We start from the raw sequence: 20,724 nt of genomic DNA, 5'->3' as shown, positions 1-20,724 counted from the left end.
CATCCCCTCCTCTTCGTCATCACACCTCCGGAGAAAGCACGCGCGACACCCCCTGCCCGGGAGCGTCGTGCGCCAGCTACCAACTTGTACAAATGGACACAAGTTGTTGGATTCGACGGACCCTCGTCAAACACCTGCAGGGCGGCTGACGGATCCGTGAAATCGGCGGGCAGCGCGGGCGACCTTTCACCCCCGCCCCACCTTTGAGACGACAGAGGGGTGGTAGATGATTATGCCGGCCCCGGCCGATGTTGGACAACGAGTTCGGGCGGGCGCCGCAGGGCGGCGGCCGGGACGCCCGGCGGCGGCAGGCTGCGCGGGCGCGAAACAGGAGGGGGCTGTAGCCCCCTCCTGTCTCGGCGCATGCCGCCGCTAGCTCCGCATCTCCGCCCCCAGCGCCCTGAGCGCCTCCCGGACCCGGTTGTGCACCGGCTCCAGCTCGGCGTCGGTGAGCGTCCGGTCGGCCGCCCGGTAGACCAGGCGGTAGGCCAGCGATCGCTTGCCCTGCACCACACGGTCGCCCTGATACACGTCGAAGAGCCGCACGTCCTCCAGCAGACCGCCGCCGGCCTCCCGGATCGCCGCCTCGAGCCGGTCGGCGGGCAGGTCCAGGTCGACCACCATCGCCACGTCCCGGGCGACCGCCGGGTACCGCGGCACGGGCCGGTACACCGCCTGGGGCAGCATGGCCGCCATCAGCGAGGCGAAGGCGATCTCCGCCACGTAGACGCGGCCCGGCAGCTCCCACCGCTCCTGCACCTTCGGGTGCAGTTCGCCCAGGAATCCCGCAGGCTCGCCGCCCAGCAGCAGCTCCGCCTGCCGGCCCGGGTGGAGCCAGGGGTGTGCGCTGGGCGCATACCGGGCGCCCGGCACCCTCAGCTCGGCCAGCAGGTGCTCCACCACGCCCTTCAGGGCGAAGAAGTCCGCGGGACGCTCCGGGCTGTTCCAGCCCAGCGGGGCCAGGTTCCCCGTCATCGCCAGCCCCACCATCAGCGGCTCGTCGGGGAGCAGCTCCCCCTCCACCGGCCGGTAGACGTGGCTGACCTCGAAGATCGCGAGATCGCGGATCTGCCGGTTCACGTTGTACCTGAGCACGTCCAGCAGGCCCGGGAGCAGCATGGTCCGGAGCGTGGACCGGTCGTCGTACATCGGATTCGCCAGCGTGAGGTACCGCCTGTGCGGGTCGTCCGCGGGAAGGCCCAGCATATCGTAGACCCGCGGATGGATCAGCGAGTGCGTGAGCACCTCGGTGAGGCCCGCGGCGGCCAGCGCCCGCCGGGCCTCGAGCTTCACCTCTCCCTGGGGCGTGCGCCCGCCCCGGTTGGAGGAGAGCACGGGCAGCTCCAGCGGGATCGCGTCGTACCCCTCGCACCGGGCGATCTCCTCGACCAGGTCCACCTCGATGGCGATGTCGCTGCGCCGGGTGGGCACGACGACGACCAGGAGCTCGCCGCCGTCACCGCCCATCAGTGAAGCCAGCCGCTCGCCGGCGGCCTCCAGCTCGGCCCAGGCCGCCCCGGCCCAGGCACGGTAGGCCATCGGGTCAGACGGCACCGGCGAGACCTGGTGCATTGCGGTCCACACCGGGCGGCCGCCCAGGTCCTCCCCCGGCTCCTCGTCTGCCCCAGGCGCGCCGGCGGCCAGGTCCGCCGCCAGGTCGGCGGGCTTCAGCACCACCATGCCCAGGTTCTGCAGGTGGGCCGCCATCCGCTCCGGCGTCAGCTTCAGTCCGGTAAGGCTGTTCACCCGTTCCGTGCGCAGCAGGATGACCGGGGGAACGGCGGGACGGGGGTACGCGTCCACGCAGCCGGCCACCACGGTGCCCCCGGCCAGCTCGGCCATGAGCTGCGCCGCCCGGTCGGCCGCCGCCACGCAGCCGGAGGGGTCGACCCCCTTGGTGAACCGCTTGGACGCCTCGCTGAGCAGGTTGTACCGCAGGGCGGTGCGCCGGTTGTTGATGTTGTCGAAGTGGGCCGACTCGATGAGGATGTCCACCGTCTCGTCGGTGACCTCCGACTCCAGGCCGCCCATCACGCCGGCCAGGGCCACCGGCCCCTCGGCGTCGGCGATCACCAGCACGCTCTCGTCCAGCACCCGCTCCTGGCCGTCCAGGGTGGTGAACCGCTCGCCGCTCTGCGCCCTGCGGACGATGATCTGCCGGCCGCGGATCTTCTGGTAGTCAAAGGTGTGCAGCGGCTGGCCCGTCTCCAGCATGACGAAGTTGGCGATGTCGACGATGTTGTTGATGGGCCGCATGCCCGCCGCCCGCACCCGGGCCTGGAGCCACTGGGGCGAGGGCCCGATCTTCACGCCCCGCACCACCCGCGCCACGTAGCGGCTGCAGAGCTCGGGGGCGTCGATCCGCACCGAAATCAGGTCGCGCGCGTCGGTCCCGGGCGCGTCCTCGGTGCAGGTCCCGGGCCGGATCACCTCGCCGCCCGCCAGCGCGGCCACCTCCTGCGCCACGCCCAGCATGGACTGGCAGTGGGCCGCGTAGTTGGCCGTCAGGTCCAGTTCCAGGATCCAGTCGTTGAGGCCCAGCACCTCGGCCACGTCCATGCCCGGCTCCAGGTCCGCCTCCGGCGGCAGGATCAGGATGCCGTCGGCGTCGTCGCCGACCTGCAGCTCCGCCTCGGAACAGATCATGCCGTGGGATTCAAGCCCCCGCAGGTTCTTCACGCCCATCGTCATGCCGGGGATCTTCGACCCGGGCACCGCCGCGGGCACCAGCGCCCCGACGGTGACGTTCTGGGCGCCGGTGAGGATCTGCAGCACCTCGCCGCCGACGTCCACCTGGCAGACCCAGAGCGTGTCCGCGTTGGGATGCCGCTCCATGGCCACGACCCGGCCCACCACGACCCCCTCCACCCCGGGGTTGGCGTTCACCAGGTTCTCCACCACCACACCCCGGGCGGTCAGCCGCTCGGCCAGCTCCTGCGGAGAGAGGTCCACATCCACGTAATCCATCAGCCAGTTGTACGAAACCCGCATCTGCTCGCCTCCCCCTCTGCTCAGAACTGCCGCAGGAACCGCATGTCGCCGGTCACGAAGTGCCGGATGTCCTCGATGCCGTACATCAGCATCGCCACCCGCTCCGGCCCGTAGCCGAAGGCCCAGCCCGAAACCTCCTCCGGGTCGTAGCCGCCGGCGCGCAGGACGTTGGGGTGCACCATGCCCGATCCGCCGATCTCGATCCAGCCCGAGCCCTTACAGGTGCGGCAGCCCTTCCCGCCGCAGAAGATGCAGGAGATGTCCATCTCGGCCGAGGGCTCCGTGAACGGGAAGTAGGAGGGCCTCAGCCGGATGCCCACGTCCGGCCCGAACAGGCCCCGGGCCATCTCGGTCAGGGCGCCCTTCAGCGAGGCCATGGTGATCCCCTTGTCGATCACCAGCCCCTCCACCTGGTGGAACATCATGGCGTGGGTGGCGTCCTCGAAGTCGCGCCGGAAGACCCGGCCGGGGCAGATGATCTTGACCGGGGTCCGGCCCTTCGCCACCTCCAGCATGTACCGGATCTGCGTGTTGGAGGTGTGGGTGCGCAGCAGCACCTCCTCCGAGAGGAAGAGCGAGTCCTGCGCGTCCCGGGCCGGGTGGCCCTTGGGGATGTTCAGGGCCTCGAAGTTGTACCAGTCGGTCTCCACCTGGCGCGACTCGGCCACCTCGTAGCCCATCGCGATGAAGATCTCCTCGATGCGGTGGATGACCTGGTACAGGATGTGCAGGTGGCCCCGGGGAACGGGCGCACCCGGCAGGGTGACGTCGATGCGCTCGGCCGCCAGGCGCGCCGCCAGCTCAGCCTCCGCCAGCTCGGCCTCCCGGGCGTCCAGGGCCTGCGTGATCGCCTGCTTGATCTCATTGCCCAGGGCGCCCATCGCCCTGCGCTCCTCCACCGTCGGCAGCTTGCCCAGGCCGCCCAGGACGCGGCTCAGCTCCGACTTCTTGCCGAGGTAGCGCACGCGCATCTCCTGGATCTCCCCGGCGTCGGCCGCGCGGGCGATGGCTTCGAGCGCCTCATCCCGCAGCTTCAGCAACTGATCCTTCATGAGGCCACCTCCGAGAATCAACAATACTAAAATGAGCGCCTCCGTCCCCTGATCGGGACGAAAGCGCTCGCTTCCGCGGTACCACCCGAATTGAGCCCACACGAGGCTCCCCTCTTTGCCGGCGCCACCACGCCGCCCCTCGGTAACGGGAGGGCCCCGTCGCCGCCTACTGGGCCGAATGCCGGGCACTGGCCGTTCAGCGGAGAGGCTCCGGAGGGAACTTCGACTCGACTGGCGGAGAGCCGGCTTTCAGTCTGGGCCTGGCCTCCCTGGACACCGCCGGGGTCGGCTACTTTCCTCCATCACAGCCTGTGCATCTTGCCAACCAGATCACAAGAGGCTCGTCACTGCACGCTGAAACGCTTGTAGAGCAGGTAGGCGATAATGGAACCGGTGTTGGAGAAGATGGTCCAGAAGACCTCAGCGGTAGCGGAATTGGACATGCCGCCACTCCCTCCCTCTACCCTCGTTCCATCTCCCTGATCGCTGTAAGTATAGCACAGCCCAACTGCTCCAGCAAGGCAGCAGTACATAACCGCGCTAAAGGGGACCGGGAGGCAAGAGAGCTCAGCGGCTCTGCAGCAGCTCGACGGCCAGTTCGGCGTTGAGCCGCGCCAGGGGAACCAGCCGGTCCATCCGGCGCAGCAGGTCGGCGCGCACGGCCGCCGCGTCGGCCAGCGCCCGGCGGCCGGCGGCCACCACCGCCGCCGGGTCCAGGCCGTCCGTGCGGCCCGCGGCCTCGTGGCCGATCTGGCGCAGGAAGGCGTCGTTCTTCGGGTCGTAGGAGAGGCCCACCAGCGGCACGCCGCTCATCGCCGCGAAGACCAGGGAGTGGTAGCGGAGCCCGACGAGGAGATCGCACCGGGCGATGACGGCCCGCAGCTCCTCGTAGGTGTGCGGCCCGCTGAGCACCACCGCCGGCTCGCGCATGCACGCGGCGACGGCGCGGCTGGCCGTCACGTCCTTCGACTGCTGCATGGGGATGAAGACCACCTGCGCGCCCGTCTCCCGCGCAAGCTGGTCCAGGGCCTCCGCCAGGCGGGGCTCCATCGGGTGCGGGCCCGGCTTCCAGGGCCGCACCGAGACGCCGATCACGGGGCGGTCCACCGCCACGCCCCCCTGCCGCAGCAGCGCCTCGCCGGCTCCGGGGTCCGCCGGGCCCAGCACCAGGGCGGCGTCGGCGGTCACCGTGACCGGCGGACGCGTGACGCCCAGCCTGCGGAACGTCTCGGCGGCCTCGGGGTCCCGGGCGGTGATCAGGGCCGCGCGGTTCACGATGAGGGGCACCATGACCCGGCCCAGCGGGCGGGTGATCGGCCCGATGCCCTGCGCGCAGAACATCACCGGCTTGCGCCTGAGCCAGGCCATGGTCGCCAGGCCCAGGTAGTAGATGAGCGACCGGCTGCTGGTCACGTCCTGCAGCAGGCTGCCGCCGCCGAACATCACCAGGTCGGCGCGCCCGATGGCCTCCCAGATCCCCCGGATGTCGCTCCGGCTCACGGCGCCGATGCCGTGAAGCTGACGGGTCTGGGACGCCGTGCCCGAGATGGCGGTGAAGGTCACGTCCGGCCGCAGGTCCCGGATGGCGCGCCGGAGACCGGCGAGCATCGCCTCGTCGCCGGCATTGTGAAAGCCGTAGTACCCGGCGATCAGGATCTCAGCCACGGTGACTCCCCCTTTCCGCCACGTTCATGCCCTTCGCCTCGCCAGCCGGCTCCACGCCCTGGAGACCACCTCGGCCCCCTCCCGGTTGCCCAGCACCAGGGCCAGGGCCGCGTGCACGACCACCACCATTCCCAGGGCCGGAAAGAGCCGCAGCGCCTGTGCGATCAGCCCGTCGCCCGGCGCCACGCCGGCGATGAGCCGGAACGTCCCCAGGCCGGCCAGCCCGCCCGCCAGCGCCGTGAGCAGGTTCACGGCCAGGCTCAGCAGGATCTGCCGTCCGCCGATGTAGGTCAGCCGCTTCCTCAGCTGCCAGAGCAGATACCCCGCGGAGACCACGGTGGCCAGCGTCTGCCCCAGGGCCAGGCCCCCGTGGGCCAGCGGCTGGACCAGGAGCAGCTTGAACAACAGGCTGAAGGCGACCAGCCAGACCGCCGCCCACATGGGGGTGCGGGTGTCCTGCAGGGCCCAGAAGCAGCGGTTCAGAAAGTCCTGCCAGCCGAAGAGCAGGATGCCCGGCGCGTAGAACAGCAGGGCGTAGGCGGTGAGCCGGGTCGCGGCGGGGTCGAACGCCCCCCGCTCGAACATCAGCTTCACGATGGGCTCCCTGAGCAACAGCAGGCCCGCGGCCATCGGCAGCAGGACGAAGCTGAGCATGCGCAGGCCCCGGGAGAGGGTCGCGCGCAGCTCGTCGTCCCGGCGGTCGGCCGCCTGGGCCGCCAGCGAGGGGTAGAGGACGGTGGCGATGGCCGTCCCGACGACCCCGTAGGGAAGCGAGTTCACGCGCACCGCGTAGTTCAGCGCCGAAATCGACCCCTCCGCCAGGCCCGAGGCCAGGAAGCGGTCAAAGAAGTCCTGCACCTGGATGATGCCGGTGGTCGCCAGCACCGGTACGATGAGCCGGCCCACCTGGGCGAGCCCGGGATCCCGCCAGTCGATGGCGGGCCGCCAGCGAAGGCCGAGCCTGCGGAGGCTGGGAAGCAGCATCACGGCGCCCAGCGCCGCGCCCGCCACCACCGACCACGCCACCCAGTGTATCTGCGAGGACTGCGAGACGACCAGCAGGATCAGCACCACCGGCAGGTTGTTGACCAGGCCGACGAAGGCCGGCGCCGTGAAGCGATGGTGGGCGTTGAGCACGGCTGTGGCCACGCCGGCCAGCCCCATGAACAGGAGCATCGGCAGCATGGTGCGGGTGAGCGAGACGGCCAGCGCGTGCGCGTCGGCCGGCAGGTGGGGCACCAGGCGGGGCACGAACCACGGAGCCAGGGCCCAGCCCGCGCCGAGCAGCACCAGGGCCGCCAGCAGCGCCAGGTTCAGCATGCTGACCACCAGCCGCCCGGCGGCGCCCTCGCCCTGCCGCTGCATGACCTCGCGGTAGACGGGGATGAAGACCATCACCAGCCCGGCGCTGACGGTGAGGAAGAGGGCAAACGGCACGTCGTGCGCGGTGAGGTAGGCGTCGGTCGTGTAGGTCGCGCCGAACCGGGCCGCGAGGAGCATCTCCCGCGCGTAGCCGAGGATGCGGCTCAGCACGGCGGCGGCGGAGATGATCGTCGCCGCCTGCACCAGGGTGCGGGGGCTGCCGGCCGTCATGGGGAGATCAGCTCCTCGTAGAGCGCGGCGGTCTCGGCCGCCATGCGCGCGGCGCTGAAGTGCGCCCGCGCCCGCTCGCGCCCGGCCGCGCCCATCCGGGCGGCCCGGTCGGGGTCGGCCAGGAGCGTCCGGATGGCCTGCGCCAGGCCGCGCGCGTCCTCCGGCTCCACCAGCAGCCCCGTCTCGCCGTCGACCACGACCTCGGGCAGGCCGCCGGTGCGGGACGCGACCACCGGCCGCCCGGCCGCCATCGCCTCGACCGCCACCAGCCCCAGCCCCTCCGACCGGGAGGGCAGGACGAACACCCCGGTGCGGCCGAGAAAGGCCGGCACGTCGGAGACAAAGCCGGTGAGTTCCGCCGGCAGGTTCTCCGCCTGCACCCGGGCCGCCAGCGCCTGCCGCTGGGAGCCGTCGCCCCCCAGGATCAGCCGGGCCTCGCCCCTGAGCTCGGCCATGGCGTCCAGAAGCACGTCGAAACCCTTCTCCGGCTCCAGCCGGCCCAGCGCGCCCACCACGCCCGGCACGGGCGGGGGCAACGCTTCGTAAGCCGCCAGGTCGACGCCGCCGGGGATCACCCGGATCACGCCGGGCTCCGCCCCCTGCGCGACCAGCGCGTCCCGCACCGCCTGCGACACCGCCACGATGCGGTCGGCGAACCGGCGCACCGCCAGCAGCCGGAGCCAGCCCCCGGGGCGGCGCACCTGGATGGAAGCCTCCGCCGCCGCGGCCAGCCCGTGCTTGGTGTAGACGACCCGGGCGCCGCCCAGCCGTCCGGCGATGCGGCCCGACAGCGCCCCGTGGGTGTGGACGATGTGCGGGCGCCAGCGCCGCACGAGGCCCAGCAGGTGCCGGAGCCCCGGCCACGACAGCGAGCGGTCGGCGCCGGGGTAGGGAAAGACCGGCACGCCGGCGCGCCGCAGGGCGGCAGCCAGCGCCCCCTCCGGGCAGGCTGCCGCCACCTCGTACTGCTCCAGGATGCGAGGCTGTGTCAGCAACGTCAGTACATATCTGCCCGCGCCGCCGATGTTGGTGTCGCTGCACACGTGCAGCACCCGCGGCCGGCCCGTCTTCGTATCCGTCAAGTCACTCGTTCCTCTCTATGTCTCCCTGGGCGCGATCGGCGCCCCATGCCCGTCCGCTGCCCCGGCCGCGCCCTGGCCGCCGCTCCGTCCGGCGGTCCGGCCGGACCCGACCTCAGGCCCGTGCCCCAGGGCCAGGCCTGCGCCCAGGCCGGCCAGGGCCCAGAAGGCGAACAGGATCTTCGGGTTGTACCACACGTAGTCCACCAGCCCGTGAACCAGCAGGCCGGTCAGCGCGCAGGGCACCGCGGCCAGGATGTAGCTGCTCCGGCGGTCGCCGCCCACGACGAAGGGCCGGCGCAGCGCGGCCAGCAGGGCCCAGAGCGCGGCGATGAGGCCGAAGATGCCCAGCTCGGCGAAGATCTGCAGCGGCACGTTGTGGGCGTGGGCCGCCCGCGCCGCGGCCAGCATGAAGTCCTGGTAGCCCTTGGCGAAGGCCTCGGCCCCGGCGCCGACGCCCAGCACCCAGTACTTCCGCAGCATGTCCAGCACGCCGATCCAGATGTTCACCCGGTACAGGTTGGACGTGTCCTGCAGCGAAAAGGCGGAGAGCAGCCGCGTCAGGATGGCGTCGGGGGCCATCAGGATCAGGGCCGCCCCGCCGAAGAGCAGGAAGACGGTCCACCGCCGGAAGCGGAGTAGCACGAAGAGGCCCAGGGCGCCGGCGGTGGCCAGCCACCCGCCGCGGGAGCCGGTGAGCAGCAGGGTCAGCAGCATCATCGCCACCGGCAGGGCCAGGGGCAGCTGCCGGCGGGGGTTCTGCAGCCAGAGGCCGATGGCCGGCGGCAGGAAGAGCGTCATGTACTCGGCCAGGTAGTTGGGGTTGCCCATGCTGGCGAACACCCGGATCACCTCGCCGGCCTGCTCGGGGTCGACCCACGACTCCTCGACGTGCGGCGGGCGGAAGACCTGGTAGACAGCCCACAGCGTCATGAGCATGGCGCCGGCGAGCACCGGCCCCAGCAGCGCCGCCGCATCCCGGGAGGTGCGCACCTGGTCGGCGACCAGCCAGAAGAGCAGGCCCGCGGTGAGCCAGATGATGAGGTTCCGGAAGCTGGCCGCGGGAGCCAGCGACTGCACGGCGGCCGCGGCCACCACCAGGAGGAGGAAGCCCAGGGGCAGGAGGGCCGACGGCACCCGCCACTGCAGATCGCCCCGGGCGAACCGGAGCAGCAGGGCGAGGGCGGCCAGCGACCACACGCCCACGATCATCGCCGCGGTGGAAAGGCCGGACAGGGTGTGGGGAACCAGGGGCAGGAGGCCCAGCAGGAGCCCCAGCAGGTAGGCCACCGGCGGGGTCGGCCGGGCCTGCGCCTCCGCAGGCGCCAGCACCACGTCGTCCGGATAGCCCCAGAAGAGCCGCCAGAGGTGGCTGCCCGAGAGCCAACCGCCCACGGCCCGGGCCAGGCGCGCCCCCAGCGCGGCCGCCAGGCTGGTCTCCCACAATCCCCGGAGCCACGGGCCGGCGGCGCGGCCCACAGCCCCGGCAAGCCGGCCGAGTCCGCCCAGCGCCCGGCCCGCGAGACCATCCGCATCCCCGGCCTGTGGCCAGTCCGAGTACCAGAGGCGCCCGAGGACCGACCCGGCGAAGACGCGCGCGCCGAAAGCGCCCAGGGCCGAGAGGGCCCGGCCTGTCAGGCTGGCCTCCCACACCCCGAGGAACCAGGCGGCCAGGCGCCCGAGAAGGCTTGTCTCCCAGACATCCAGAAGGGGTGACCGCACCATGTTCCCGGCCCCCTAGTCGCGCTCGGGCGGGTTGAGGTCAAACTTGACCGTGGTGGCGGTGGCGGCCCAGAAGGCGCTCTTGTACTGGTTGCTCCGGCCCACCTTGACCTCGATGCCACTCATGGTGACGCCGTTGGGCGAGACCCGGGCGGGCCCGCGCACGGTCACGTACAGGTCGAAGTGGGTGTCGGAGACGTGGGGGACGATGCCGTCGGGCATCTCGCGCACCACGACGGCCGGCTCCGACCAGGCGTCGACGATCTTGCCCATCGGGGTGTTGGACTTGCTGTCGAACACCTCGTCGCCGACCTGGATGGCCTCGACGGTCCACGCCGTGACGGCCGGGATGCGGAGGATCATCTCAATCACCTGGTCCTGCCCCGCCGGGGCGGCGGCGGGCCCCTTCACGGCGCCGTAGGCAAACCGTGCCGCGATCGCCAGAACGGCCAGGAGCACCACCAGGTCGAGCAGGTTGATCTTGCCGAAGAGCCGGCCCTTGTTGTCGATCAGCACGTCAGAGCACCTCCGCGTAGACGTCCAGAATGCGAGCGGTCACAGATTCAATGGAGAGGCTGGCGACCACGAACTCCCGCCCGGCCCGACCCAGGCGCTGCCGCTCGGCCTCGCTGCCGGGGGCCAGCAGGCTGGCGATGTCCGCCGCCAGCACGGCCGGGTTCAGGGGGGTGCCGCCCTCCCGGGCCGTGAAGTTGGCTCCGGCGTAGAGCGGGATGCGCTCGGGGGTGAGGATGCCCCGGTACCCGCCCTCGCCGGCGATGATCACCGGGCGCTCGCAGAGCATGGCCTCGGTGGCGGTGCGTGCGACGGCCACCACGCAGTCGGCGAGGTTGAAGAAGGCGGCCACGTCCAGGCGGTGGCCCACCGCGCGCGCGGCCTCGCGGCCCAGCTTGCGGTTGACCTCCTCGCACAGGCGCGCCACTTCGGCGTACCGGTTGCCGTCGCCCAGGATCCAGAGCCGGATGCCGGGGAACGCGTCGGTAAGGCGCGGCAGGGCGTTGAGCAGCGCCACCGCCGTGTCAGCGAACTCGTCGGTCAGCCGGCTGGCGTGCACCACGTGCGGCCCCTCCCGGCTGGTGCCCAGCTCCGCCAGGAGCGGGCCGATGTCCAGCCCCGGCCGGAACTCACCGGTCTCGAAGCCGTTGGGGATCACCCGGATGATCTCGGGCGGCGCCCCCAACGGCCCCTCCAGGTGGCGGCGCACATCCTCGCTCACGGCGATGGCCCGCTCGCCGAAGGTCGTCAGGTACTTCCAGGGGAAGCCGGCGTTGTAAGTGCCGTGATAGGTGGTGACCAGCGGGATGGGCCGGCCGCGCAGCGCCAGCTTGCAGAGCCACGCGGGAATGCGGGCGTGGGCGTGAACCAGGCCGATGGCGTACTCGTTCACCAGCCGGCGCAGGCGCCACCACGCGCGGGCCATGGCCAGCGGATTGCGGCTGGCCATGGGGACGACGATATGGGGAATGCCGCGCTCCTCGAGCATGGGCACCATGCGACCGCCGGCCGAGGCCACCACCACCCGGTGCCCCCGCCGGTGCAGCTCGCGCGCGAGGCTGATCACATGGGTCTCTGCCCCGCCCAGGTCGAGGGCCATGGCAGCGAGCAGGATGTTGGGCATGGTCTTCGTCATGGCGCTCTGTCACCCCCAGCGCGCGGGCTATCTAGGGTATTTTACCTGTAACGGATCATCGAAACAAGTTCGGCGACGGGGCGCCCTGCTGCCGCATGGCCTCGTAAGCCAGCAGCGAGGCGGCCACGCCGGCGTTGAGCGACTCGGTGGGGCCGGCCATCGGGATGGAGATCACGCCCTCGGCCCGCGCGCGGGCCTCCGGCGACGGGCCGGCGGCCTCGCTGCCCACCACCACCGCCGCCCCGCGGGACAGGTCCACCGACCAGGGCGTGAGGGCGCCGCCGGCCTCCGCGAGGTAGATGCGCCGGCCGGCCGCCCGCAGCCCGTCCAGGGCCTCGCCGACGGCCAGCTTCACCACGGGCAGCCGGAAGAGCGAGCCCATCGCGCCGCGGACCACCTTGGGGTTGTATGGATCGACGCCGCCCGCGGCCACGGCGCCGCCGCCCCCCATCGCCTCCAGCGAGCGGATGGCCGTGCCCAGGTTGCCCGGATCCTGCAGGCCGTCGAGCACCAGCACCAGGCCGGGGCCCAGGTCCGTGAGCCGCCAGGGCCGCGGCCGGAAGACCCCCACCACCCCCTGCGGGGCCCGGGTGTCGGCGGCCCGCTCCAGGGCCTCCGGCGTCACCGGGTGGAGCGGCACCCCCGCGTCGGCGGCGGCGCGCAGGAGCGCCGCCCCGCGCGGCCGGTCGGCGAGGTCAGGGGTGTGGAGCAGGTAGCAGACCTCCACGCCGGCCGCCAGCGCCTCCTCCACCAGCCGCACGCCCTCCATGTGGGCCAGGCCGGTCTCCTCCCGCACCTTCCGGTCCCGGGCCAGCTCGCGGGCCTGCCGGACCAGGCCGTGTCGCGGTCCCAAGAGCGCACTCGTCATCCCTGCTGCAGCGTCCTTTCCAGTTGCTTGATGCCTTCCTTACTGCCCAGCAGCACCAGGTTGTCCCCGGGCTGAATCACGTCGGTGGCCAGGGGCGCCGCGTTGATGTGCTCGCCGGACTTCAGCGCCAACACCGAGATGCCGAACCGGGCGCGCAGGTTGGCCTCCCGCAGCGTCTGTCCGGTCAGCGCCGGGGGCGCCACCATCTCCATGATGGTGTAGTCGGGCGTGAGCTCGATGTAGTCGATCTCGCTGCCGGTGAGCAGCGAGTGGGCGACCCGGGCGCCCATGTCCCGCTCGGGGTAGACCACCCGGTCGGCCCCCACCTTCTCGAGGGTGCGCCCGTGCAGCTCGCTGCGGGCTTTGGCCACCACCAGCGGCACGCCCTGCTCCTTCAGCAGCACGGTCGTCAGGATGGAAGCCTCCACGTCGCTGCCGATGGCGACGACGCCGGCGTCGAAGTTGCGCAGCCCCAGGGCGCGCAGCGCCTCCTCGTCCGTGGAATCGCAGGCGACGGCGTGGGTCAGCTCAGGCAGCAGATGGTCGACCCGCTCCTGGTCCCGGTCCACGCCCAGCACCTCGTGGCCCATTTTCTCCAGATGCAGGGCCACGGTGGAGCCGAACCGGCCGAGCCCGACCACGATGATGGTCTTCTTGTTCACCCGATCATCACCCGCTCTTCGGGGTAGTCGATGTGCGCCCGCTCCCGCCGCCGCTGGGCCAGGGCCACCGCGGCAGTGAGCGGTCCGATGCGGCCGACGTACATGGTCAGTGTGAGCAGGAGCCGGCCGGCCATGCTCAGGTGCGGGGTGACGCCGGTGGACAGCCCCGTGGTGGTGAAGGCAGATGTGCTCTCGAATAAGACGTCGGCCGCGCCGAACGGGTTTCCGGGCGCGGTGACGAGGTGCCCCTCGGTCACGAGGAGAAGCCCGCCGACCGCGACGATCACGGCCATGGACATCGCCACGATGGCGATCGCCCGGTCCAGCAGCTCCCGGGGCAGCCGCCGGCCCATCGCCTGAATGTCCTCGGTGCCCCGCACCGTGGCCCGCACCGCCAGCGCGATGACCGCGAAGGTGGTGATGCGAATGCCGCCGCCGGTGCCGCCGGGGGAGACGCCGATGAACATCAGCACCATCGCCACCAGCAGGGCCGCGTGGGCCATGCTCGCCGTGGGGATGGACTCGAAGCCCGCGGTGCGGAACGTGACGGCGGTGAAGAAGGCGTTGAGCACCTTGTCCGGCAGCGGCAGCGCCCCCAGGGTCGCGGGGTTGGCCCACTCCAGCGCCAGCACCACCAGCGTGGCGGCGCCCACCAGCAGGCCCGTGACCACCAGCACGATCCGGGTCTGCAGGCTGAAGCTCTCCCACCGCCGCTTCCGCCAGACGTCCTGCAGCACCACGAAGCCCATGCCGCCCAGCAGGATCAGGCCGGCGACCACCAGCAGCACCACGGGATCCCGCTGGAAGATGCGCAGGGACTGGGACGTGAGGGCGAAGCCGGCGTTGTTGAACGCCGTCACGGCGTGGAAGATGCCGAAGTAGAGCGCCTGCCCCGGCGGGTAGTATTTGAGAAAGCACAGGAAGAGCACCAGGGCGCCCACCGCCTCGATGGCCAGGGTGGCGGTGATGATGGCCCGGGTGAGCCGCACCACCCCGGCAATGGAGAAGGAGCCCAGGGCCTCCTGCATCATCAGCCGCTCCTGCAGCCCGATGCGCCGCCCGGTGAGCAGGAACATCATCGCCGAGAGGCTCATGATGCCCAGGCCGCCGGCCTGGACCAGGAGCAGGATGACGATCTCGCCGAAGGTGCTGAAGGTGGTGGAGACGTCCACCACCGCCAGGCCGGTGACGCAGACCGCCGAGGTAGCCATGAACAGGGCGTCGCTGAGTGAGAGCCGCTGCCCGGGGGCCTGGGAGACGGGCAGGGCGAGCAGGACGGTGCCGATGAGGATCAGGAGCGCAAAGCCCACCGCCAGGGCCTGAGGCGGCGTGAAGGCCGGCGCCTTCCGCCGCGGCTGCACTGCCATACTCGGCCCTCCCCCTATTCACTCTGGAGTTCGTTGATCCCGGCGGCGCTGCCGATGACGACCATCACGTCGCCTTCCACGATGCGCTCGTCGGCCCGCGGGGAGACGATGATCCGCTTCCCGCGCTTGATGGCCATCACGTTCAGGCTGAAGCGGTGGGGAAGGTCCAGCTCCCGCAGGCTCCGCCCCAGCACCGACCGGGGGGGCGTGATCTCGGCCAGCCCGTACTCGTCGGAGAGGCGCACGTAGTCGATGATGCCGCCGGTGGCGATGTGGCTGGCGACCCGGATGCCCATGTCGCGCTGCGGGTAGACCACCCGGTCCACCCCCAGGTGCTTCAGGATCCGGCCGTGGGCCTCGTCCTGGGCCTGGGCCACCAGGTACGGCACGCCCAGGTCGCGGCAGTTGAGCACGGTGATGACGCTGGATTCCACGTTGTCGCCGATCGCTACGACCACAGTGTCGAACTCGTGGATGCGCAGGGCCCGGAGCGCCGCCGGATCGGTGCCGTCGGCCCGCACCACGCGGTGCAGGATCGGCGACAGCTCGTCCACCCGGTCCCTGGAGATGTCCACCGCCAGCACGTACTGGCCGGACTCCGTGAGCACCTGCGCCAGGCTGGCGCCGAACCGCCCCAGCCCAATGACAGCATATCGCTTCGCCATGAAGGCTACTCCCTTCTACGGATGACGAAAGCCCACCCTCTCGGGTGGGCGTCGGGGCCTGCTACAGGCTGGCCTTAGCCTTCTCCACCAGAGCGGAGAAACCGGCGGCGTCGTTGACGGCGATGTCAGCCAGGACCTTGCGGTTGAGCTGGACGCCGGCCTTGTTGAGGCCGTTGATGAACTGGCTGTAGGACAGGCCGTTCATCCGGGCGGCCGCGTTGATGCGGGCGATCCAGAGGCGCCGGAAGTTGCGCTTCTTCTGCCGCCGGTCGCGGCGGGCGTAGAAGAGCGCCTTCATCACGGTCTCGTTGGCCGGCCGGAAGTGCTTGCTCCGGCTGCCCCGGTAGCCCTTGGCCAGTTTCAGGATCTTCTTATGACGAGCACGGGTAATCTTCCCGGCTTTGATGCGCGCCATGTTGCTCTCCTCCTATGACACGGCCCGGAGCCCCCGCCCCGGCGCCGGCGGACTTATTTAGTGAGGCAGAATCTCACGGATCGTCTTCTGGAACGACTTCGAGAGGACGAGGTTGCGCTTCAGCGCCCGGATGCGGTTCTCCCGCTTGTGGGTGTTCTTGTGGTGCTTGTTGCTGGGGTAATGCTTCACCAGGCCACTGCCCGTCAGCTTGAACCGCTTGGCAGCGCCGCGATGGGACTTCATTTTCGGCATTGTGGATGACTCCTCCTTATTTATCCTGGCCCTGCTGGGCCGCTTTGGGTTCGAGATTGGCCTTCGGCGCGAGGATCATGATCATGTTCCGGCCTTCCAGGCGCGGCGGCCGCTCGACCACGCAGATGTCCTTCACGGTCTCCAGCAGCCGGTCGAGGACCTCCTTGCCCAGCTGGGCATGGACGACCTCGCGGCCCCGGAACATGATCGTGGCCTTGACCTTGTCGCCGCCCCGCAGGAACGACTCGGTCTGGCGCTGCCGGACCGCGAAGTCGTGGTCATCGATGTTGGGCCGCATCTTGACCTCTTTGATGGTGATGACCTTCTGCTTCTTGCGCGCTTCGCGCTCCCGCTTCGCCTGCTCGTACTTGTAGCGGCCGTAATCCATGAGCTTGCAGACCGGCGGCCTGGCGTTGGGCGCGACCTCCACCAGGTCGAGGCCGCGCTCCTGCGCGATGCGGAACGCCTCGCGCGCGGAGAACACGCCCAGCTGCTCACCGTTCTCGTCGACAAGCCGGACCTCGCGGGCCCTGACCATCTCGTTTACCCGGAGCTGATCCTTGATACACGAACACCTCCTGACGGCAATCACGGGCAGCCTCGTCCGAAAGCACACAGCAGAAACGGGTGGCCGTTGGCCACCCGCGTCCAAAGCTGAGCTTGCAGCGCCGCCCCTGTGCGGCACACCCAAGGACTCAACCTCGAAACCGTACCGACAACCGGCCGTACGGTGAGAAGCGGTGGCTTCTGCTTCTGAGGTCTCCCGTCTTGTGTTGATGCTTTGCGGTGTGAGATTACCACGTCGTACACGGGTTGTCAAGCATCCCCACGCATGTTGTCGCGCAGATGCTGCGGTCTCCCCGCGGGGCGCGGCGGTCAGCGGGCGAGCGTTCCGCTTGCGGTGACTCGCGCGCAGGCGTGAGCGCAAGTGCTCCGCTCCCGGTCATCAGAGCGCAAGCGTTCCGCTCTCGGTGATCAGCATCTGCAGGATGCGCTCCTCCAGCCCGGTGTGTGCGTTCACATAGACCAGGTACGTCTCCTCCCCCAGGGTGCCGCGGAACTCCCAGGCGAGCACCTCCCCGTCGCCGGCCTCGGTCGGAATCAGGGCCAGCCGCACCTCCTCCACGGCCAGTTCCGGGTTCACCGCCGCCCGGGCCTGCTCCCGGGTGACGGCGGGCTCGAGGCCGCCCCGCTCCCGGTGCGACATGACGTAGCTGCGGGCGTCCACGCCCACCACCTCGCCGTTGTCCAGGGCGACCCGCACCTTCACCTGGTCCGGGTAGACGCGCACGCCCCCGGGGGCGTACACGTACTGCACCGTGGCGAAGCCGTCGGCGACCTCGCCGTAGGTGGGCTCCATGTCGGTCCAGCCGTGGGCCGCCAGGTAGGCCAGGCCGGCCTCCCGGGCGTCCTCCAGGGTGAGCTTCGGCGCTCCGGCCGGCCGGGCGTTGATGTAGGAGACCAGGTGGCCCCCCGCCTTCGCCACGTCCACCGTCATCGCCGGGCGCCCCTCACCCGGCGCAAGCCGCACACCGAAGACGGGAATCCGCCCGCTCCGCTCGGCCACCTGCAGCACGTCGGCGGTGACCCCCTCGGGCAGGTAAGCCAGCGCCCGTGCCCTGGCCTCCTCGGCCGTGATGTCCGGCCCGCCCATGGCCGGGACCCGCTGCTCCAGGTGGTCCGAGAACGGTCCGTCGTAGACCAGCACGGGCATCTGGTCCATCTGGGGCCCCACCTGATCGATCCCCGGCGGAAGCAGGTGCTTCTGCGCCTGGTCCTGCAGGGGATCGGCGCCGCCCGCGCCCCTGCGCGCCCGCCACGCGGTGAACAGGTCGGAGAGGCCGGCGCCGGCCCGGGCGAAGCGGAACCCCTCGTTCACGGCGGCCTGGCCGGTCTGGCGCAGCTGCGCCGTGAGGTCGCTCGCGGCCTGGTAAAGCCGGGCCAGTTCCGCCCGCTGCTGCTCGTCCATGGGGCGGCCCGCCGCCTCGCCGCGCACCACGCTGTAGGAGAAGTCGCCGATCTGGTTGAGGAACTTCCCCGTGGCGGCGCCCAACTCCTCCGGCAGCGGCAGAGCCATGAAGTTCGCGGCCGCCAGGCTGGCCCGCCGGTAGACCTCCCCCATGTAGAGGGCGTTCTGCCGGGTGGAGCCTGCGGCCAGGCTCTTGCCCATCAGCCCGCGCATCGCCTCGACGTGGCTGATCATCTCGCTGAAGTTGCGCTGCCGCTCGGCCTCCAGTTCGTACGCCAGGGCGCGGTTCTGCCGGGTCAGGTGCACCGTCCAGGCGCCCCACACCGCCAGCACGGCGGCCGCCACGAGCCCCGCGACCAGGCCCCCGATCATCCTGCGACGCATGTGCCATCCTCCTTCCCAGGCGCACGGAGCAGATCACCCCGCCGCCCGCACGGCCGGGCATGCGCGTCCTCTGCCTCACCGGGCGAAGACATGGTTGCCGATCTGGGTGATGATCTCCCGGGTCCAGACCCAGGAGGAGACCGGCTTGCTCGGGTTCCAGAAGAAAACGGCGCCGTAGGTGGGATCCCAGCCGTTCACGGCGTCACGGGCCGCCCTTAGGTCGTCCGCGCTGGGCGGCGTCTGGTAGATGCGCCCGTTGCTGACCGACTCGAACGCGTGCGGCTCGTAGATGACCCCCTCCAGGGTCTTGGGGAACCGGGGGTCGGCCACGCGGTTGAGCAGGACAGCGGCCACGGCCACCTTCCCCTCGTAGGGCTCGGCCTCCGCCTCGGCCCGCACCACCCGGGCCAGCAGGTCGATGTTGACGCCCGGCCGCTGCGGGCCGGCGGCTGCCGCCTGTCCGCCGCTGTAGCCGAGCGCGGCCCAGGTGGCCGGCCCCACCACGCCGTCGACGGCCAGCCCGTTGCGCTGCTGGAAGAAGCGCACGGCCTTCTCCGTCTGGGGGCCGAACTTGCCGTCCACCGCGCCGTCGTAATAGCCCCAGTCCTTCAGCCGCTGCTGCACCTCCCGCACCGCCTCGCCCGCCGCCCCCCGGCGCAGGGTCGGGCGGGCTGCGGCCTCGGCCTCGCCGGGCCCCCTGGGCAGCAGGCTCCAGAAAGCCAGCACGGCCAGGGAAAGAAGAACCAGAAGTACTGCCGATGGCTTGCGCACGTCTGCCCCTCCGTTTGCTGCACGTCTGTGTTCGGATGCTCTGCTCGTGCACCGCACGCGGCGCGTCGGTGACGGGTGCCTCGTTCGCGCACCGCATGCGGCTTGTTGGCCGTCGAGTGCCTCGCTCGCGCACCGCATGCTTTACGTCTGCTTCGCGCTCCTGTGCAACGTAGTCTTCCCCGGCGCCGCGCGCATATGTGACCGCCGGCCCTGCGTGACAGAAAGAGGATGCACGGCGCCCGCGGACGGTGGACAGAATAGAGCACGGATGTCGGCCTGCCAGAAGGCAGCCGCAACGACGACGCAAGTGAGGGATCTCGGTCATGAAGCGGCGGTACCGCGTGTTTCTCCACGCACTGGTCCTGGCCGCAGTCCTGGGCGGCGCGGCGCCGCGGCCGTACGCCCATTCCGGCGCGCCCGGTGCGGGCGCCGAAGCTGCGGTCCCGTCGGTCGCCCTGCCCGGGCCGGCGCTGTCCCGTGCCAGCCAGCCCGATTCCTCGTCGCCACCGGCGGAACCGGCTGAGCCGGTGAAACCGGACGAACCGGTCAACCCGCCCGAGCCACCGCCTGAGCCGGAGAAACCCGACCTCACCCCCCTGCTGCGGCAGATTTACGAACGCCGGGCCCAGCGATTCCTGGCCGGCTGGGATGGTCCGCCGCTGGAGGACGATTTCCTCCTGGAGCGCAAGACCGCGCAGTGGGCCCTGCTCCACGAGCAGGGCAAGTACAAGTATGTGCAGGCGTGGGCCGAAGCCCGGGGCGTGCGCTTCGTTGAGGCCCGGACGAAAATCTGGGTGAAGGAGCTCAAGATGACGGAAGACCGCGCCCGGTTCTACGTGGCGCAGGCACTGGAGCTGGGCTATCAGTACCCGGGCGAGGAGACGGTGAACCGCTTCGGCGTGGGCAGCCGGCACATCGTCGAGCTGCACCGGACGGCTGACGGGCGCTGGCTGATCGGCCTGGAGTGGTACTCCGACCCCCTGGGCGACGAAACGGAGACGCCGGCCGAGCTTCCCGGGGCGCGCCGGTCCGGGGCCCGGGCGGAAAGCGATCGCCGGGCAGGGACCGATCCCGGGGAGGAGACCGATCCCCTTGCGCCGGCTGCCGCGCGGGTCGCGCAACGCTACGACCGGAAGGGTGCGGTGGCGTACGCCGATATGTACTGCGGCCTGGCGGCGGGCTGCGGCAACGACCACAAGTACAACCCCAAGATGCGCAACTACATGGGCGAGGGCGGCGACTGCGCCAACTTCGTCTCGCAGGCGCTGCGCTACGGCGGCAGGCTGCAGATGCCCACCTTCACCCGGGCCGACGGCCTGATCGGGCACCTGCGGTACTCGGGCAAGGGCGACCTGGTGGTCCGGGGCGACTTCCGCACCGTGTGGCAGATCGCCGCCAACAAGCCGGAGGGATTCCGCGCCTTCCTGAAGCCGGGTGACGTCCTGGGCTACGAAGAGAAGGGCAAGATGGTGCACGTCGCGCTGATCACCGGCTTCGACAGCCGGGGCTACCCGGTGGGCAACTCGCACACCGCCGACCGCTACCGCGTACCCTTCGACCTGGGCTGGGACAAGAAGACGATCTACTGGTTCGTCGCCATGCGCGACTGAAAAACGGGCCG

19 protein-coding genes are annotated in these 20,724 nt (G+C 71.0%); 1 reads left to right on the top strand and 18 read right to left on the bottom strand.

The genetic code is table 11. The features are described from left to right. Nucleotides 1-372 precede the first annotated feature (372 nt). The 18 genes from pheT to sleB all read right to left on the bottom strand — a co-directional run bounded on the left by pheT (nucleotide 373) and on the right by sleB (nucleotide 19,103). Nucleotides 373-2,991 (bottom strand): phenylalanine--tRNA ligase subunit beta, encoded by a 2,619-nt coding sequence (gene pheT / locus ACZ5UM_RS10615; protein WP_464844036.1) that lies wholly within the window; start codon nucleotides 2,989-2,991, stop codon nucleotides 373-375. A gap of 20 nt (nucleotides 2,992-3,011) precedes the next feature. Further along, the gene (gene pheS / locus ACZ5UM_RS10610) at nucleotides 3,012-4,043 is read right to left on the bottom strand and encodes a phenylalanine--tRNA ligase subunit alpha (RefSeq protein ID WP_464844034.1); all 1,032 of its coding nucleotides are present in this window, start codon (nucleotides 4,041-4,043) and stop codon (nucleotides 3,012-3,014) included. A 344-nt stretch (nucleotides 4,044-4,387) separates the two neighbouring features. Continuing rightward, a complete protein-coding gene (locus ACZ5UM_RS10605; protein WP_464844032.1) occupies nucleotides 4,388-4,486 on the bottom strand; it encodes a YqzL family protein in 99 nt (32 codons plus the stop codon). Between the two features lie 124 nt (nucleotides 4,487-4,610). Further along, the gene (gene csaB / locus ACZ5UM_RS10600; protein WP_464844030.1) at nucleotides 4,611-5,708 is read right to left on the bottom strand and encodes a polysaccharide pyruvyl transferase CsaB; all 1,098 of its coding nucleotides are present in this window, start codon (nucleotides 5,706-5,708) and stop codon (nucleotides 4,611-4,613) included. 24 nt (nucleotides 5,709-5,732) lie between these two features. Next, the gene (murJ, locus tag ACZ5UM_RS10595) at nucleotides 5,733-7,301 is read right to left on the bottom strand and encodes a murein biosynthesis integral membrane protein MurJ (RefSeq protein WP_464844028.1); all 1,569 of its coding nucleotides are present in this window, start codon (nucleotides 7,299-7,301) and stop codon (nucleotides 5,733-5,735) included. Then, nucleotides 7,298-8,383 carry a glycosyltransferase family 4 protein gene (locus tag ACZ5UM_RS10590; protein WP_464844026.1) on the bottom strand — a complete coding sequence of 362 codons (1,086 nt, stop codon included), beginning with the start codon at nucleotides 8,381-8,383 and terminating at the stop codon, nucleotides 7,298-7,300. The genes murJ and ACZ5UM_RS10590 overlap by 4 nt, the downstream gene beginning before the upstream one ends. A 15-nt stretch (nucleotides 8,384-8,398) precedes the next feature. After that, the gene (locus ACZ5UM_RS10585) at nucleotides 8,399-10,105 is read right to left on the bottom strand and encodes an O-antigen ligase family protein (RefSeq protein ID WP_464844024.1); all 1,707 of its coding nucleotides are present in this window, start codon (nucleotides 10,103-10,105) and stop codon (nucleotides 8,399-8,401) included. Nucleotides 10,106-10,117: 12 nt separating this feature from the next. After that, complete coding sequence (locus tag ACZ5UM_RS10580) at nucleotides 10,118-10,618, bottom strand: DUF4330 domain-containing protein (RefSeq protein WP_464844023.1); 501 nt, start codon at nucleotides 10,616-10,618, stop codon at nucleotides 10,118-10,120. Nucleotide 10,619: 1 nt separating this feature from the next. Beyond that, a complete protein-coding gene (locus tag ACZ5UM_RS10575) occupies nucleotides 10,620-11,750 on the bottom strand; it encodes a glycosyltransferase family 4 protein (RefSeq protein ID WP_464844021.1) in 1,131 nt (376 codons plus the stop codon). Between the two features lie 55 nt (nucleotides 11,751-11,805). Next, the gene (locus ACZ5UM_RS10570; protein ID WP_464844020.1) at nucleotides 11,806-12,603 is read right to left on the bottom strand and encodes a TrmH family RNA methyltransferase; all 798 of its coding nucleotides are present in this window, start codon (nucleotides 12,601-12,603) and stop codon (nucleotides 11,806-11,808) included. An 11-nt stretch (nucleotides 12,604-12,614) separates the two neighbouring features. Continuing rightward, on the bottom strand, nucleotides 12,615-13,280 hold the full coding sequence (locus ACZ5UM_RS10565) for a potassium channel family protein (protein ID WP_464844019.1): 666 nt from the start codon (nucleotides 13,278-13,280) through the stop codon (nucleotides 12,615-12,617). Continuing rightward, nucleotides 13,277-14,647, bottom strand: a complete 1,371-nt coding sequence (locus ACZ5UM_RS10560) for a TrkH family potassium uptake protein (protein ID WP_464844017.1) — start codon at nucleotides 14,645-14,647, stop codon at nucleotides 13,277-13,279. Before ACZ5UM_RS10560 ends, ACZ5UM_RS10565 begins: the two co-directional genes overlap by 4 nt. A 14-nt stretch (nucleotides 14,648-14,661) precedes the next feature. After that, nucleotides 14,662-15,312, bottom strand: a complete 651-nt coding sequence (locus tag ACZ5UM_RS10555) for a potassium channel family protein (RefSeq protein WP_464844015.1) — start codon at nucleotides 15,310-15,312, stop codon at nucleotides 14,662-14,664. Between the two features lie 61 nt (nucleotides 15,313-15,373). Continuing rightward, the gene (gene rplT / locus ACZ5UM_RS10550) at nucleotides 15,374-15,727 is read right to left on the bottom strand and encodes a 50S ribosomal protein L20 (protein ID WP_464844013.1); all 354 of its coding nucleotides are present in this window, start codon (nucleotides 15,725-15,727) and stop codon (nucleotides 15,374-15,376) included. Nucleotides 15,728-15,784: 57 nt separating this feature from the next. Continuing rightward, nucleotides 15,785-15,979 carry a 50S ribosomal protein L35 gene (gene rpmI, locus ACZ5UM_RS10545; RefSeq protein ID WP_464844011.1) on the bottom strand — a complete coding sequence of 65 codons (195 nt, stop codon included), beginning with the start codon at nucleotides 15,977-15,979 and terminating at the stop codon, nucleotides 15,785-15,787. A gap of 16 nt (nucleotides 15,980-15,995) precedes the next feature. Next, nucleotides 15,996-16,595, bottom strand: a complete 600-nt coding sequence (gene infC, locus ACZ5UM_RS10540) for a translation initiation factor IF-3 (protein WP_464844009.1) — start codon at nucleotides 16,593-16,595, stop codon at nucleotides 15,996-15,998. Between the two features lie 330 nt (nucleotides 16,596-16,925). After that, nucleotides 16,926-18,332, bottom strand: coding sequence for a germination protein YpeB (gene ypeB / locus ACZ5UM_RS10535; RefSeq protein ID WP_464844007.1), 1,407 nt, complete (start codon nucleotides 18,330-18,332; stop codon nucleotides 16,926-16,928). A gap of 75 nt (nucleotides 18,333-18,407) precedes the next feature. After that, the gene (gene sleB / locus ACZ5UM_RS10530) at nucleotides 18,408-19,103 is read right to left on the bottom strand and encodes a spore cortex-lytic enzyme (protein ID WP_464844005.1); all 696 of its coding nucleotides are present in this window, start codon (nucleotides 19,101-19,103) and stop codon (nucleotides 18,408-18,410) included. Nucleotides 19,104-19,426: 323 nt separating this feature from the next. Between sleB and ACZ5UM_RS10525 the strand changes: the two genes are divergently transcribed. Continuing rightward, complete coding sequence (locus tag ACZ5UM_RS10525; RefSeq protein WP_464844004.1) at nucleotides 19,427-20,713, top strand: amidase domain-containing protein; 1,287 nt, start codon at nucleotides 19,427-19,429, stop codon at nucleotides 20,711-20,713. Nucleotides 20,714-20,724 lie beyond the last annotated feature (11 nt).

It is taken from the genome of Symbiobacterium ostreiconchae, assembly GCF_055396975.1.
The sequence above is the reverse complement of the archived record's forward strand: the minus strand, read 5'-3'. Positions and strand labels throughout refer to the sequence as shown.